This is a genomic window from Asanoa iriomotensis (assembly GCF_016862515.1).
GTDB classification, from domain to species: Bacteria; Actinomycetota; Actinomycetes; order Mycobacteriales; family Micromonosporaceae; genus Asanoa; species Asanoa iriomotensis.
Map to the genome: position 1 here is coordinate 56,819 of NZ_BONC01000020.1, position 14,215 is coordinate 71,033.

The 14,215-nt window shown below is 73.8% G+C and carries 12 protein-coding genes; 5 read left to right on the top strand and 7 right to left on the bottom strand.

The genetic code is table 11. The annotated features are described in order from the left end of the window. Positions 1 to 4: 4 nt before the first annotated feature. Entirely contained in the window at positions 5 to 1,045 is a 1,041-nt protein-coding gene (locus Air01nite_RS16175; RefSeq protein WP_203703196.1) for a cation diffusion facilitator family transporter, read from the bottom strand. A gap of 90 nt (positions 1,046 to 1,135) precedes the next feature. Between Air01nite_RS16175 and Air01nite_RS16180 the strand changes: the two genes are divergently transcribed. Then, a complete protein-coding gene (locus Air01nite_RS16180; protein ID WP_203703197.1) occupies positions 1,136 to 1,897 on the top strand; it encodes a hypothetical protein in 762 nt (253 codons plus the stop codon). Between the two features lie 52 nt (positions 1,898 to 1,949). Here Air01nite_RS16180 and Air01nite_RS16185 read toward each other — a convergent pair whose 3' ends face one another. The 4 genes from Air01nite_RS16185 to Air01nite_RS16200 form a co-directional block, all read right to left on the bottom strand. Beyond that, positions 1,950 to 2,951: a fatty acid desaturase family protein gene (locus Air01nite_RS16185; protein WP_203703198.1), complete on the bottom strand. Its 1,002-nt coding sequence runs from the start codon at positions 2,949 to 2,951 to the stop codon at positions 1,950 to 1,952. Positions 2,952 to 3,085: 134 nt separating this feature from the next. Then, complete coding sequence (locus Air01nite_RS16190) at positions 3,086 to 6,574, bottom strand: SCO7613 C-terminal domain-containing membrane protein (RefSeq protein WP_203703199.1); 3,489 nt, start codon at positions 6,572 to 6,574, stop codon at positions 3,086 to 3,088. A gap of 48 nt (positions 6,575 to 6,622) precedes the next feature. Beyond that, positions 6,623 to 7,663 carry a 1-acyl-sn-glycerol-3-phosphate acyltransferase gene (locus tag Air01nite_RS16195; RefSeq protein ID WP_203703200.1) on the bottom strand — a complete coding sequence of 347 codons (1,041 nt, stop codon included), beginning with the start codon at positions 7,661 to 7,663 and terminating at the stop codon, positions 6,623 to 6,625. Further along, on the bottom strand, positions 7,663 to 8,511 hold the full coding sequence (locus Air01nite_RS16200; protein ID WP_203703201.1) for a patatin-like phospholipase family protein: 849 nt from the start codon (positions 8,509 to 8,511) through the stop codon (positions 7,663 to 7,665). The genes Air01nite_RS16195 and Air01nite_RS16200 overlap by 1 nt, the downstream gene beginning before the upstream one ends. 101 nt (positions 8,512 to 8,612) lie before the next feature. Between Air01nite_RS16200 and Air01nite_RS16205 the strand changes: the two genes are divergently transcribed. Beyond that, complete coding sequence (locus Air01nite_RS16205) at positions 8,613 to 9,908, top strand: serine/threonine-protein kinase (RefSeq protein WP_203703202.1); 1,296 nt, start codon at positions 8,613 to 8,615, stop codon at positions 9,906 to 9,908. Here the strand turns inward: Air01nite_RS16205 and Air01nite_RS16210 are convergent. Further along, on the bottom strand, positions 9,873 to 11,144 hold the full coding sequence (locus Air01nite_RS16210) for an ABC transporter ATP-binding protein (protein WP_203703203.1): 1,272 nt from the start codon (positions 11,142 to 11,144) through the stop codon (positions 9,873 to 9,875). The genes Air01nite_RS16205 and Air01nite_RS16210 overlap by 36 nt on opposite strands. Before the next feature lie 152 nt (positions 11,145 to 11,296). On the opposite strand from Air01nite_RS16210, the gene Air01nite_RS16215 reads away from it, so the two are divergent. From Air01nite_RS16215 to Air01nite_RS16225, 3 genes are read left to right on the top strand one after another with little or no spacing between them, the layout of a single operon-like run. Further along, positions 11,297 to 12,598: a sensor histidine kinase gene (locus tag Air01nite_RS16215; RefSeq protein ID WP_203703205.1), complete on the top strand. Its 1,302-nt coding sequence runs from the start codon at positions 11,297 to 11,299 to the stop codon at positions 12,596 to 12,598. Next, positions 12,589 to 12,750, top strand: coding sequence for a hypothetical protein (locus Air01nite_RS16220; RefSeq protein WP_203703207.1), 162 nt, complete (start codon positions 12,589 to 12,591; stop codon positions 12,748 to 12,750). The genes Air01nite_RS16215 and Air01nite_RS16220 overlap by 10 nt, the downstream gene beginning before the upstream one ends. Next, positions 12,738 to 13,397, top strand: a complete 660-nt coding sequence (locus Air01nite_RS16225; protein ID WP_203703209.1) for a response regulator — start codon at positions 12,738 to 12,740, stop codon at positions 13,395 to 13,397. The genes Air01nite_RS16220 and Air01nite_RS16225 overlap by 13 nt, the downstream gene beginning before the upstream one ends. On the opposite strand, the gene Air01nite_RS16230 is transcribed toward Air01nite_RS16225, so the two are convergent. Continuing rightward, positions 13,391 to 14,212 (bottom strand): hypothetical protein, encoded by an 822-nt coding sequence (locus Air01nite_RS16230; protein WP_203703210.1) that lies wholly within the window; start codon positions 14,210 to 14,212, stop codon positions 13,391 to 13,393. The two genes, Air01nite_RS16225 and Air01nite_RS16230, sit on opposite strands and share 7 nt — an antisense overlap. Positions 14,213 to 14,215: the final 3 nt, after the last annotated feature.

Consider the following 14,215-nt stretch of genomic DNA (forward strand, 5'->3'; position numbering starts at 1 on the left):
CAGCTCACGGGCGGTGGTGATGCGCCACCACCGCATGGTGGTCGGCACCGTTCGGGTCCGCGTGAACGAGAGCCGAACCCAGCCGGGGTACGGCGTGCAGCAGCCGATGTTCGGCGGCCACCGCGATGTCGTGCGCCGCGACCACGTCCAGACGCGCGTCGACCACGATCTCGCACTCCGCCCGCAGCCGGTGGCCGATCCAGCGCAGCCGCGCGGTGCCGATGTCGAGCACGCCGGCGGTCTCCCGCAGCGTCCGCTCCACGGTGTCGAGCAGGGCGGGGTCGACGGCGTCCATCAGCCGCCGGTACACCTGCCGCGCGGCGCCGGCCAGCACCACCAGGATCGCCGCGGTGATCAGCAGGCCGACCACCGGGTCCGCCCAGCGCCAGCCGAGCGCCAGGCCGCCGGCGCCGACCAGGACACCGAGAGAGGTGAAGCCGTCGGTACGCGCGTGCAGGCCGTCGGCGACCAGCGCGGCCGAGCCGATCCGCCGCCCGACCCGGATCCGGTACTGGGCGACCACCTCGTTGCCGAGGAAGCCGAGCACGCCGGCGAGCGCGACCGCGGGCAGGTGGTCGACGTCGGCCGGGTTGAGCAGCCGCCGGATCGCCTCCACGGCCGCGAAAACCGCCGACGCCGCGATGAACACCACGATCACGATGCCCGCCAGGTCCTCGGCGCGCCCGTAGCCGTAGGTGTAGCGCCGGTTCGGGGGCCGCCGCCCGACCACGAACGCGATGAACAACGGCACGGCGGTCAGCGCGTCGGCCACGTTGTGCAGCGTGTCGCCGAGCAGCGCGACCGAGCCCGACAAGGCGACGACGACGGCCTGCAGCGCCGCCGTCACCGCGAGCACGGCCAGCGAGACCCAGACGGCGCGGATGCCGGCCTTGCTGCCCTCTAGCTCGCGGTCGACCTGGTCCGCGGTGTCGTGCGAGTGCGGGCGCAGGGCGTGCCGCAGCCGGTGCCAGCGGCCGGGCTCGTCGTGCTGGTGCTCGCCCGACCCCGGGGCGTGGTGGTGGCTGGTCACGTGCGGCTCGTGCATGCGGTCATCATCACCCGGCTCGGCCGCCGATTCGCCGAATGGCTCTTGATCGACGTTTGCCGCTGGGGTGGATCGGGCACGTTTGCCCGCATGCGACGACTAGCGACCTCCGGGCTCGGCGTGTTCGCCGCCCTCTGCATCGGGCTCGCCGGTTGCGGCACCTCGACCGCACCGGGCGTGGCGCCCACCCCTTCGGCCGGCTCCGGTGAGCCCTCGGCGCCCAGCGCGGCGACCGCGGAGCTGACCGCCGCCGCCCAGAAGCTCAACGACGACACCGTCAAGGTCACCCTCGAGTCGGCTGCCGTGAGCAGCACGGGCAACCTCGACCCGAAGGCCGACAAGGCCACCATGAGCCTGAAGATCGGCACGAACTCCACCGTCGACCTGCGGTCGATCGGCCCGGACGCCTGGCTGCAGGCGACCGGCGTGCCCGGTGTCGAGCCGGGCAAGTGGCTGCACATCGACGGCGCCCGGCTGTCCGGCACGAGCTTCGACGCGCTGCCCGACGGTGACGCCGCCGGCGCCGGCAAGTTCGTCGAGCGGATGGCCGACGTCGACAAGTCAGGCGACGGCAGCTACCAGGGCACCATCGACCTGACCAAGGTCGCCGGCAGCGGCGTGTCGGTCGACGTGCTGGGCGGCAAGGGCAACGCCGTGCCGTTCACCGCGACCGTCGACGACCAGGGTCGGCTCTCGCAGCTGACCATCGACCTGACCTCGATCGACGCGCAGCTCGGCAAGATGACCACCACGTACTCGGACTTCGGCACGCCGGTCACCGTGGCCGCGCCGCCGGCCGCCCAGGTGGTCGAGGCACCGGAGTCGCTGCTCCAGGCGCTCGGCGCCAAGTAGGCATTACTCTCCCCCGGCCCGTGCCCCCGCTTCGGCGGGGGCACGGGCTTTTTCAGCGCCCCACGCTGTCCATGTAGCGCAGCGCCTGCCGGTAGGAGTCGATCAACCCGGTCCAGTGGTACGGGATGCCGTGCTCGGCGCAGTGTGCCCGCACGATCGGCGCCGCCCGGCGCAGGTTGGCCCGCGGCATGCTCGGGAACAGGTGGTGCTCGACCTGGTAGTTGAGCCCGCCCAGGGCCACGTCGACCCAGCGCCCGCCGAGCACGTTGCGCGAGGTCAGCACCTGCTTGCGCAGGAAGTCGAGCTCGTCGGCGGCGGTGAGCACGGGCATGCCCTTGTGGTTGGGTGCGAACGAGAGCCCCATGTAAACGCCCCACAGCGCCTGGTGCACCGCCATGAAGGCGAACGCCTTGCCGACGGGCAGCACGGCGAAGACGAGGCTCAGGTAGCCGGCGGTGTGCAGGAACAGCAGCAGCGCCTCGGTCCGGCGGTGCCGCATCGGCACGTTGAACAGCGCCTTGATGCTGGAGACGTGCAGGTTGAGCCCTTCGAGCGTGAGCAGCGGGAAGAACAGCTTGGCCTGGTTGCGCGCCATCCAACGGCCGAAGCCGGTGCGCTTGGCCGCCTGCTTCTCGGTCCAGACGAGCACGCCCTCGCCGACGTCGGGATCGTGGTCCTCGTGGTTGGGGTTGGCGTGGTGCCGGTTGTGCTTGTCGATCCACCAGCCGAAGCTGAGACCGGTCGCGAGGTTGCCCGCGGTCAGCCCGGCGACCTCGCTCATCTTGCGGCTGCGGAACATCTGGCGGTGCCCGGCGTCGTGGCCGAGGAACGCGACCTGGGTGGTGGCCACGGCGAGCAGCGCGGCGACGGCGAGCGTCCACCACGAGTTGCCGACGAGGACGAAGGTCGCCCAGGCACCGGCGAACAGCAGGCCGGTCAGGCCGATCGTCACCGCGTACCGGCCGGGTCTGCGCCGCATCAGGCCGGCCCCGGCGATCTCGCGGGAGAGCTGGGCGAAGTCACTTCCGCGTCGTTCCTGGGCGATCACAGTCATGCCGTTGAGCCTCCCGGGCTGGGGCTTCTCGATGAAGCCAGCGGTCCCCCTAACCGCTGGTAGTGCCAGCCCTACCGGGGTCTCGCCGGTGGATCAGGGTGGTGCGACACACTAACCCACGACGGCTCGCCGTCCTAGGTCATGCGGGCCAGAGCTCCGCGGACCTTGCGGAGGTCGCGGCGCCGTCGCTCGTAGGTCATCGCGACCGAAATCAAGATCAGACCACCACCGGCGAGGTACGCCCAGCGGGGCAGCAGGTCCCACACCGCCAGCTCGTGGATGGTCAGCACGACCAGCGTGAGTCCGCCGGCCACGACGGGTGCCCGCCAGCGGCGGTGTGTCCCGATCAGCACGATCGCCACCGCGCCAGCCCCGAGCAGCACGCGCCGGATCAGTTGGCCGTCCGCGACCAGGATCGACGTCAGGCTCGGCAACAGCGCGGCGGCCAGTCCGGGGCCGAGGGCCAGCCAGCTACCCAGCCGCGGGTCGCGAAGAAGCGCGATATATCCGGCGGCGAGGGCGATTCCGGCCGCCGGGAGCGTGTAGGCCTCCCGCAGCGCGACGTCCTCCGACAGGAGCAGGAGCCACCAGGCGAGCAACTCGGCGCCGGCGGCGCCGAAACCCAACCGCCAGCGGGCGCCTTGAGCCGGCAGGACGGCCCGGATGCCGAGCACCGCGCCCCAGATCGTCGCCACGGCCGCGGCTGTCCGGGCGTCGTTCCAGGTGAGCACCAGGGCGGGCAGCACGGCGACGTGGCCGAACGCGTCGACGGCCGGTCCCTCGACACCGGGACGCTTCCGGCGCAGCAGGTAGCCCAGGCCGAGCGCGACCGCCCCGACCGCCAGCACGGGGAAGGACGCCCGGCGCAGGGGGAGGTCCGCGGCGAGCACGGCGGCGACGGCGAAGTTCGTGGCCGCTACGACGGTGGCCAGCCAGCCCGCCACCCGGGCGACCTCGGCGGTGCCGGCCGCACCCACGACGGCGCCGGCCGCGATGAGCGCACCGAGCGCGGCGAGGGTGGCCGGCTCGGTCGGCAACAGCCCCGAGAAGCCAGACCCGATGAGGAGCGCCGCCGGCACGACGGCGCCGGCCGCCGACCGCACGGCGGCGGTGAGCGCACAGGCGATGCCGGCCGCGAGCGCGACCGCCGGCACGACGGGCCACGGCACCGCCGCCACCACCAGCACGGCCAGCAACCCACCCAGCCCGAGGAATCCCGCCAACACGGCCAGCACACCGGCATGGGCGCCACCGACCAACGGCTGCCCGTCCTGGGCCCCGACCAGCCCCGCATCGGTGGGCGAGCCGTCCGTATCGGCCGGTCGGGTGCCCGGCGAGCCCTGCTCGTCACCATCATCCGCGCCGTGCGCGATGGGCGAGGACGACGCGTCGCCGCTCTCAATCCCCGACCGCACGACGGCGGACCCTCCCGCAGTGGCTGGGACACCTCCGCCGGCCGGGTGGGCGAGCGCCGTGTCCGGACGCAGGAACAGGGCCAGCGCGGCGGCCGCGAGGATCAGCAGGGTTGCCGCCGGGCCCGCGGTGATGTCGAGCGAGTTCGACGGGGTCAGGCCGACGCCCGAAGGCGCACCGGTCCAGGCGTGGTCCCACCAGGCGTAGGGCGCGAACAGCACCGTGCCCAGCGCCGGCGCAGCCGCGAACAGTGACAGGGCCGCGACGGGGACCGCCGCCACACCGACCACGAGCCGGCCGACCGCCGCCGGCCGGACGAGCAGCGCGACCGCGAGCACCAGCAGCGCCACGGACGGGTAGACGCCGGCTGGTTCGTCCACCTCGGACAGTGCCGGCCACCCGCCGGCCACCGCCGCGCAGGTGGCCAGCGCGACCACCGCCGGGGTGGCGTACCCGACGAGCCTGGGCAGTCGACCGAACAGCAGCGTCGCGCCCAGCGGGACGGCGACGGCCGCCAGCCCCGCGCGGGCCGGCCAGGCACCGCCGGCACCCGCCGCGTAGACCGTTGCGGCAACCGCGGCCGGCACCGCCGCGAGCCCGACCGCGCACCACCACGCCGCACCCCGCCGGGTCCGGACGGCCGCGGCCGCGCCCAGCAACGCCAGCGCCCCGAACACCGCCGCCGTCGACCACGGCCGGGCCAGCCCCACCACCACGGCGTGCCCGGCCAGCGCCGCCGCCGCGAGCGTCGTCTCCAGCGCCGGCCGCGCGACCAGCACGACCACCGCCGCCACCGCGAGGTCGAGGGTGGACACTGCCCACCACGGCATCGCCAGCGACGTCGGCAGGGCCAGCACCACGAGCAGGCCGCCGCCGACGGCGACCGCGGTGCGGGCCGCGGGCGGCACCAGCAGGCCGAGCGCGACGGCACCGAGCACCAGCGCCACCGGTAGCTGCCAGTCACCGGTCAGCGAAACCGGGCCGCCGGCGACGAACGGCGGCAGCGAGCCCACCATCGTCTCGACGGCGACGGCCACCGCCATCAGCCCCGGCACCGTCAGGAACGCCCCCGCGGTGATCAGTGCGCCGATCCTGGCGACCCGCAGCCGGAGCGCCACGAGCGCGATCGCCAGCACCACTCCGGCGGCGGTCACCAACAGCACCGACTCCGCCAGCACGGTGACCGGCCGGAGCACGGCGACCGCGACGGCCGGCGGCACGGTGGCGGCTCCGGCGACGGAGAGCCACCGCACCCGGCCGACCGGGCCCGCCGCCGCCAACAGCACCGCCACCAGCAGCGTCGGGACCCCGGTGAGCAGGACCGGTGTGCCGTCGTCGAAGACCAGCACCGCGAGGGCGCACACCCCCGAAGCAACCTGTGCGCACCCGAAACCGATCCAGCCCAGCACCCGCAGAGGCAGGCCCGCGGTCCGGACCAGCGCCAGGTCGAGCGCCGCGGTGCAGGCGAACATCAACGCCCAGCCCCACGCCGTGGCGTCCAGCCAGTACGCGAGCAGCGGCAGCACGGGCTGCGCCGCCACCAGTGCGGCCAGCCCGGGCGCGCCCAGGCCCGTCAGCCGCCCGTAGGCACTCCCGACCGCGGCGGTCACCACGCATACCACCGCCGCGTAGAGAGCGCCGTCGACGGCACCGATGCCGAACAGGTCCGCGTACCAGGCGGCGTACCCGTCGAGCACCACCAGCAGCATCCCCAGCGCCGCGAAGGTCTCGGCGGTGGAGCGCAGACCCCGCCGGGCCGTCAGTGGCGGCACCGCGAGCATCAGCGCCGTGACCGCCGCCAGGATCACCGCCCGCGCGCCGACCCCGTAGGTCGCCCACGCCACCCCGGTGAACACGATCGCCGCCGCGCCGACCAGCAGGCCGCCGAGCACGAACAGCACGTTCTGCGCGGTCCTCGGGCTGGTCTCGGCCCGCGGGGGCGCAACGGGTGCCGGCGCGGGCGGGCCGGCGAGGAACGCCGCCGCCCGGACCCGCGCGGCGACCTCCTCCCGACGCCGGTTGACCGCCGCATAGCGCGCCGACAGGTCGGCATAGGCGCGGCGCGCCTCCTCGAGCGGGCCGCTCAGCTCGGCCAACTCCGCGTTGAGCCGCAGCACCTCGGCCGCGTCGGGGTCAGGACCCCGACCGCAGTTGGGACAGCCGGTCGCCAGCGTCGCCGGCGCGTGGCAGGACGGGCACGGATAGGTCACGCCCAGCATCCTGGTCGGACGGACGGGTGCCCTACAGAGTGCGCGTACTCAGGTGGCTGTCAGGTGGTGCTCAGGCGGACTGACGCTCGGCCTGTTCTCCTCGATCCACGCGTCGATCTTGGCCCACCAGTCGTACAGCCACTCGATCCGCTGTTCGCGCTCCTGCGGCACCTCTTCCGGCGGCACCGACCAGAACCGCATGGTGAGCTGCTTGTCCATCGGCAGCTCGCGCCACACGTCGCCGACGGTGAGCATGCGGTCGAGACCGGTGTGCGCCACGAAGATCACGCCCGCGTCCGGCGCGGCGTCCATCGCCGCGAGCAGGCCGCCCGGGCGGGGAGCCAGCACGTTGCGCATCTTCTCCGCCTTCGCCGCCATCCGGTGCAGCCCGCGCGCGCGCAACAGCTCGATCGCCCGGATCCGGCGGCGCGGCGTGAAGTTGCCGCCTTCTGGGAAGATCACGAACGCGTCGTTCTCGTCGAGGCCGACCGCGAGGTTGCCGACCAGCTTCTCCACGCCGTCGGGGTCGCGGCGCGGCGCGATGAACCGGTTGGGCAGCCGGTTGAGCATCACGTCGACCGCCGGGTCCCACTGCAGGCTGTCCTTGAGCACGATCCGCGGCTCCCGGTCGAACCAGTTGACCAGCGCGTGCACGAGCACGAACGAGTCACCGGGGCCGGCGTGCCGGCAGACCACCAGCTCGGGCCGCCCGGGCTGGGCGGTGTCGGGGTCACTGCCGGCGATGTCGAGCCGCAGCTTGAGCGTCCACTGGGCTTGTGCGAACAAGAAACGCAGGAACGCACCGGTGAGTACGTAGTGCGCGCGCTGGAAGGCCGGCGAGCGCACCTTCCACCCGAAGCCGGACGCCACCCACAACACGAACAGGGTGATCAGGGCGCAGGCGTCCCAGACCACGTAGACGGTGCCGAGCCAGATCACCCGCAGCGGCCGCAACCGCCCGGGCACCAGCGGCGACGCCGCCGAGGCGAGCAGCAGCCAGGCGGGCAGCGTGGTCAGCAGCAGCACGGCGAACGCGATGACCAGCGGCGCCAGCACGATCCGCCGCAGCCAGCGAGGTGGGAGCGGCATCAGCCGTCGCCCCGCCCCGCGGAGGGATGCTGGGCGAGATAACGCCGGGACGCCGTGTACGCACGGCTGATCCGGCGGCCTACCGCGGCCATGTCGCGATAGGCCCAAGGCGTGTCGTCACGGGGCTCCAGGCCCCCGGTTGGAAGCACGTGCACATGTACATCGTCGGGCAAGGCCGCCAGCTCACGGGCGAAACGGTGCCTTCGCGCAATCTCGAACGCCACCTGGGCCACCTCCCACGGCCGACGCGGAGGCGTCAGCGGGCGCTCGATCCGGCCGACCTGGAGCACGAAGATGTGCCGTGCCCCACTGCTGACCGCCTCGCCGATGGGGATCGAGTTCACGATCCCGCCGTCGACGTAGTGCTCCTCGCCGATCTGCGCCGGTGGCAACAGGCCCGGCACGCTGGCGCTGGCCAGCACCGCGTCGACCAGCGGACCCGTGGAGAACCAGTGCTCGGCGGCCCGCTCGATGCTCGCCGCGCAGCACCGGAACGGGACCTTCAGCTCCTCGAACGTCGTGCCCTCGCCGAGCTCGCGCTCCAGCAGGCGGCGCAGGGGACGCGGTGAGTGCAGGTGCGTACGCGCGGCGAAGCGCCGCAGTTGCCGGGCCACCGAGTCGCCGTACACCTCGCTCGCCTCGGGGCTGGCCCACAGCCGCACCAGGCGGTCCGTGACGGCCTCGGTCGGGTCGGCCGCGACCATCGCGCCGTTGACCGCGCCGATCGAGGTGCCGATCACGAGGTCGGGTTTGATGTCGGCGCGGAACAGCGCGCGCAGCATGCCGACCTCGACGGCACCCAGCACACCGCCGCCACCCAGCACGAACGCCACCCGACCACCGCCCACACCCACATCCTGGCACGACCGCGTTCCGGCTTCCGGTTGACAAGCCACGGGGCATCGCCGAGATTGAATCGATCCCCACACCGCCGGCAGGTGCAGACCTCATGTCCACGCTCACTCCGGGCGCCCTTCTCGCCCGCCGCTACCGGCTGATCGACCGGGTCGGCGCGGGCGGCATGTCGGTCATCTGGCGGGCCCGCGACGAGGTGCTCGACCGCACCGTCGCCGTCAAGGTCCTCTCCGCCGCGCTGGCCGCCGACGCCCGGTTCCGCGACATGGTCCGCGACGAGGCCCGTGCCGCCGCCCAGCTCGTGCATCCCAACGTCGCGACGGTGCACGACTACGCCGAGACGGTGGCGCCGGACGGCACGGTCACCGCGTTCGTGGTGCTGGAGCTGCTCACCGGCGAGGAGCTGGAATCCCGGCTGACCGCCGGGCCGCTGCCCTGGCCGGAGGCCGTGCGGGTGTGCGCCGAGGTGGCCGAGGCGCTGGCCGCCGCGCACCGGCTCGGCATCGTGCACCGCGACGTCACGCCGGCCAACGTGATGCTCACGCCGATCGGGGCCAAGGTGCTCGACTTCGGCATCGCGACCCGGATCGGCGCGCCGGACGAGGACGCCGAGGGTGAGACGTTCGGGACGCCGGCCTATGTGGCGCCCGAGCGGCTCGACGGGACACCGGCCCAGCCGGCGACCGACAGCTACGCGCTCGGTGTGCTGCTCTACGAGACGCTGACCGGGCGGGTGCCGATGCCGGCCGAGACCTGGGACGAGCTGACGCGGGCGCTGAAGGCCGAGCGCGCGCCGACCCCGCCCGACGTGCCCGGTCTGCCGCCGTCGGTGGCCGAGCTGTGCATGCGCTGCCTGGCCAGGGATCCGCTGGCCCGGCCGACCGCGCACGTCGCCGCGGCGGAGCTGCGGGCCGCGGTGGCACCGACGGAGCCGGCTCCCCTTGTCGCGGAGCCGGTCGCGTCCCGCCGGCGGACCGTCCTGGTCACGGCCGCGATCGCCGCCGTGCTCGCGTTCGGCGCCGCCACCCTGGTCGCGCTGTTCCGCGACGGTCCCCACCCGGGCGCGACGGTGGCCCAGCCGACGGCACCGCCGTCGACACCCGCCGCACCGGCTTCGACGCCGTCCGCCGCCGCCGTCGCGACCTCGCTCGGTGAGGCGCTGCGCCGGCTCGAAGGCGTGATCGCGGAGGGCCAGCAGGCCGGCGACATCCGCCACGACACGGCCCTCGACCTGCGCAACCTCCTGCCCGCCCTGCGTGCGGCGGACACCCGGGCCGACCGGCTCACCCTGCTGCGCGAGAAGGTCGCGGTCCGCGCGGACGAGGGTGCGATCAGCGGCGCGTACGCGGAACGCCTAGACCTGGCTCTGGCGGGTTTCCCCACCGGCTAGGCGGATGCGCGCGCCGACCCGGTCGAACAGCAGCAGCCGGTCGAGGTCGACCGCCAGCCGCAGGGTCTCGTCGCGCCGGGGCAGGCCGACGGCGGGCACCCGGACCACGACCTCGCCGACGGGCGGAGGCTCGCCGGGCAGCTCGGGGTCGTACGCGGGATAGAAGCCGTATTCGGTGCGCGCCGCCTGAGGCCTGGGCCTCTCCCGCATCAACGCCGCCGCCTGCGGCCCGGGCAGCTCCAGCCGGGAACGCTCGGTCGAGGTGGGCAGCGCGCCGGTGTCCACGTGCACGAGCGCCTCGTGGCCGAGGTGCTCGACCTGGCGGACGGTGCCGGACAGCACCGGGCCGGCGTGGTCGGCGGGCGCGAGCGTGAGGGCGTCGGCCCGCAACGCCACGCTCACCCGGTCGGTGTGCCGGGACCGCACGGGATGGTCGGCGGGCAGCTCGATCACCTGGGACCCGAGGTCGACCACCACCCGGTCGCCGTCCGCGTAGACCGCGCCCTCCAGCAGGCTGGTCCGCGGCGTGCCGAGGAACGCGGCCACGAACAGCGTCGACGGGTCGTTGTAGACCTGCTCCGGCGGCCCGACCTGCTGCAGCACGCCGCGGCGCAGCACCGCGACGCGGTCGGCCATGGTCATCGCCTCGGCCTGGTCGTGCGTGACGTAGACGGTGGTCACGCCGAGCCTGCGGGCGAGCGCCGCCACGTCCGAACGCAGCTCCGCGCGCAGCCCGGCGTCCAGGTTGGACAACGGCTCGTCGAGCAGGAAGCCGAGCGGCCGGCGGATGATCGCCCGGGCCATCGCGACGCGCTGCCGCTCGCCGCCGGAGAGCGCGCCGGGCAGCTTGCGCAGCAGCGGGGTGATGCCGAGCTGGTCGGCGACCTCGCCGACCCGGGCGGACACGTCGGTCGCCGTCTCGTGCCGGACCCGCAGCGGGAAGCCGATGTTCTGCGCGACGGTCAGGTGCGGATAGAGCGCGTAGTCCTGAAAGACCATGGCCAGCCGCCGCTCGCGGGACGGCAGGTGGTCGACGATCTCGCCGTCGATCAGCACGTGCCCCGACGTCGGCACCTCCAGCCCGGCGACCAGCCGCAGGATGGTCGACTTGCCGCAACCGGTCGGCCCGAGCAGCACCAGGAACTCGCCGGGCGCGACCTCGAGGCTGACCCGGTCGACCGCGACCGTGCCGTCGTCGAACACCTTGGTCAACAGATCCGTGGCGATGGCCACCACCGCGAACACCTCCTTGCCCGCAATGGTGAAACGTCGATGACCATCAACACCAGAGCAATCTCGGACGTGTACGGGGAGTAGAGCTGGCCCTACCCCATAGTTATCCACAGGGGTAGGGCGCCGGCCCTCTCCCGTCACTAGCGTCTCTGTCCATGACCGCGTTGCGAGCCCTGGCCAAACCGACGTTCCTGCGCACCGCCTGGCCCTGGCGGGCCGTGGGCTACCTGATCAGCACGGCCCCGGTGGGCCTGCTCGCGACGCTGGTGTTCGGCACGGTCGCGCTGCCCTGGGTGATCGCGGCCGACCGCCTGATCCGCCACGGCGTCGAGCTGTCCGGCAGCCAGTTCGCGCTGCTGGTGATCTCCGGCACCGTGCTGCTGGCCACGGTCGCGCCGGTCAGCGGCGTGATCCTGGCCGCCGTCGAGCGTTTCCGGCTACGCCTGATCGACGACCGTCCCCTGCCTGGCCTACCACCGCCGGCGCCCGGCGAGTGGTGGCGCTGGCTACGCGACCGCTACACCGACGCGGCGACGTGGCGGGCGGTGGTCTACGGCTTCGCCCTGGGCTCGCTGGTGCCGCTGGTCTACTTCGTCCTCGGCATCGCCCTGCTGGTCGAGATCGCGCTGCTGTTCAGCCCGTTCATCGTCACGGCCGGCGACCCGATCACCATGGGCCGCGCCCCGGTCGACACACCGGCGGAGGCACTGCCCTACGCGCTGCTGGGCCTGGTCCTCCTGCCCGCGGTCCCCTATCTGCTGGGCCTGGTGGCCGGCGCACACGGCGCACTGGCCCGCGTGCTGCTCAGCGGCGCCGACGAGCAGGCCCGCCGCCGCCTGGCCGAGGTGGTCAGCTCCCGCGCCCGCCTGGTCGACGGCTTCAGCGCCGAACGCCGCCGCATCGAACGCGACCTGCACGACGGCGCGCAGCAACGCCTGGTGAGCTTGACGCTGCAGTTGGGCGTGGCGCGGCTGGACCTACCACCGGACAGCCCGGCCGCACACAGCGTCGGCGTCGCCCACGACCAGGCCAAACAGCTGATGGCGGAGCTACGCGAGCTGATCCGCGGCATCCACCCGCAGGTCCTGACCGACAGCGGCCTGGCGGCGGCGGTCGGTGAGCTGGCAGACCGCTCGACGGTCCCGGTGACAGTGGCGATCGACCTGCCGGAGCGCCCACCGGAGCAGGTGGAGTCGACGGCCTACTTCGTCGTCGCCGAAGCCCTCGGCAACGTGGCCAAACACAGCGACGCCCGCGCGGTCCGGGTGTCGGCGACGCGCGCCGGCCGCACGCTGGTCATCGAGATCACCGACGACGGCCAGGGCGGCGCGGATCCGGCCCGCGGCAGCGGCCTGACCGGCCTGGCCGACCGCGTCGCCGCGGTAGGCGGCACGACCCGCCTGTCCAGCCCACCCGGCGGTCCGACTCTGCTCCGGGCGGAGTTGCCGTGGCGCTGACCCGGACACCACCGGCCCACTTCGGCTCGTCGCCGCGGGACCCGCTGGCCGGCGGGCTCGGCCGGGCTCGACTCGGCGCGGCCGCCGCGGGGGGCGTCAGCAACCGACCGGCGACCGCGCACGTGACCGGGGAGCGGATGTGGTGGCGGTGATTCGGACCGTCTTGGCCGAGGACGGCATGCTCTTGCGGGAAGGGCTCACCGGCATTCTGGAGCGGTTCGGGTTCGCCGTGACCGCCGCGGTCGGCGACGCGGCCGCGCTCGTCGCGGCCGTCGGCGCCGATGTCCCTGACCTGGTCGTCACCGACATTCGGATGCCGCCCGGGTTCACCGACGAAGGGTTGCGGGCCGCGGTCGAGCTGCGGCGCCGGCACGCGGGTCTGCCGGTGGTGGCGCTGAGCCAATATGTGCAGCAGAGCTATGCCGCCGAGCTGCTCGACTCCGGTGCCGGGCGGGGCGTCGGCTACCTGCTCAAGGACCGGGTGGTCGACATCGCGGAGTTCGTCGCGGCGCTGCGGCAGGTGGCGGCGGGCGGCACCGTGGTCGATCCGCAGGTCGTGTCGCAGCTCCTGCGGCGGCAGCGCGACCCGTTGGCCAAGCTGTCCAACCGGGAGCGCGAGGTGTTGCAACTCGTCGCCGAGGGGCACTCCAACGCGGCCATCGCCCGGTTGCTGGTCGTCTCCGAGGCCGCGGTCGGCAAGCACGTCGGCAACATCCTGGCGAAGTTGGACCTGCCGCCCGACGACGACCGCAACCGGCGGGTGGTCGCGGTGCTCACCTACCTGCGCAGCGCTCAGTGATGGACGGTGCGGTCCATCCAGCCGTCGCCGTTGTCGTCGTACATCGTCTTCTCGAAGACGCCGTCGCCGTCCTTGTCGTAGTCGGCCGAGTTGACCAGGCCGTCCGCGTCGGTGTCGTGGCCGACGAAGTCGATGCGGCCGTCGCCGTCCTTGTCGACCAGGATGTCGACGCCGCCGTCGCCGCGGCTGAGCAGCACGTGCTTGTCCCAGTTGCCGTCACCGTCGACGTCGACCCGGGTGTGGTAGCCGGCCGGCAGCGCGGTGCTCGCGCTCTCCGCGAGCCCGTCGCCCTGGCCGGCCGGGGCCGGGCCGAAGCCGGCGGTGGCGTCGACGGCCGGTGCGGCCGGAGCGTGGCCCATGCCGCTCACGCCGGAGGGTGTGGTGTCCTGCAACCCCTGGCCGATCTCGTCGCCGAAGCCCGACAGCCCGCCCATGCCGCCGTGGGTGCCCTCGGCCTGCGCGTACGGGCCGAAGCTCGCACCGTCGTGCCCGCCCGACCCGAACCCGTCGTGGCCCGCCATGCTGTGAAAGCCGGTGGACGCCGCCTGGCCGAGGCCCGACGTGCCGGCGACCGGCGGGCCGTCGGCGAGCAGCCCGCCGAGCGAGCCCAGCAGGCCGAACGTGCTCGACTGGTTGGCCCGCGTCTCCACCGCGTGCTCGGTGGGGGCGGCGCCGCCGACCTGCGTGTGCAGCAGGGCGATCTCGTCGTCGCTCAGCGAGTAGCTGGCCAGCGCCAACCCCGGGTCGGACGCGAGCGCGCTGGCGAACGACGGGTCGACCACCAACCGTTCCAGAACCTCGTCGAAGTCACTCATCGC

Excerpts from the sequence above, each read along its gene's own strand:
- Air01nite_RS16175 (WP_203703196.1), bottom strand. The coding sequence starts at position 1,045 with ATGCACGAGCCGCACGTGACCAGCCACCACCACGCCCCGGGGTCGGGC.
- Air01nite_RS16180 (WP_203703197.1), top strand. The coding sequence starts at position 1,136 with ATGCGACGACTAGCGACCTCCGGGCTCGGCGTGTTCGCCGCCCTCTGC.
- Air01nite_RS16185 (WP_203703198.1), bottom strand. The coding sequence starts at position 2,951 with ATGACTGTGATCGCCCAGGAACGACGCGGAAGTGACTTCGCCCAGCTC.
- Air01nite_RS16195 (WP_203703200.1), bottom strand. The coding sequence starts at position 7,663 with ATGCCGCTCCCACCTCGCTGGCTGCGGCGGATCGTGCTGGCGCCGCTG.
- Air01nite_RS16205 (WP_203703202.1), top strand. The coding sequence starts at position 8,613 with ATGTCCACGCTCACTCCGGGCGCCCTTCTCGCCCGCCGCTACCGGCTG.
- Air01nite_RS16215 (WP_203703205.1), top strand. The coding sequence starts at position 11,297 with ATGACCGCGTTGCGAGCCCTGGCCAAACCGACGTTCCTGCGCACCGCC.
- Air01nite_RS16230 (WP_203703210.1), bottom strand. The coding sequence starts at position 14,212 with ATGAGTGACTTCGACGAGGTTCTGGAACGGTTGGTGGTCGACCCGTCG.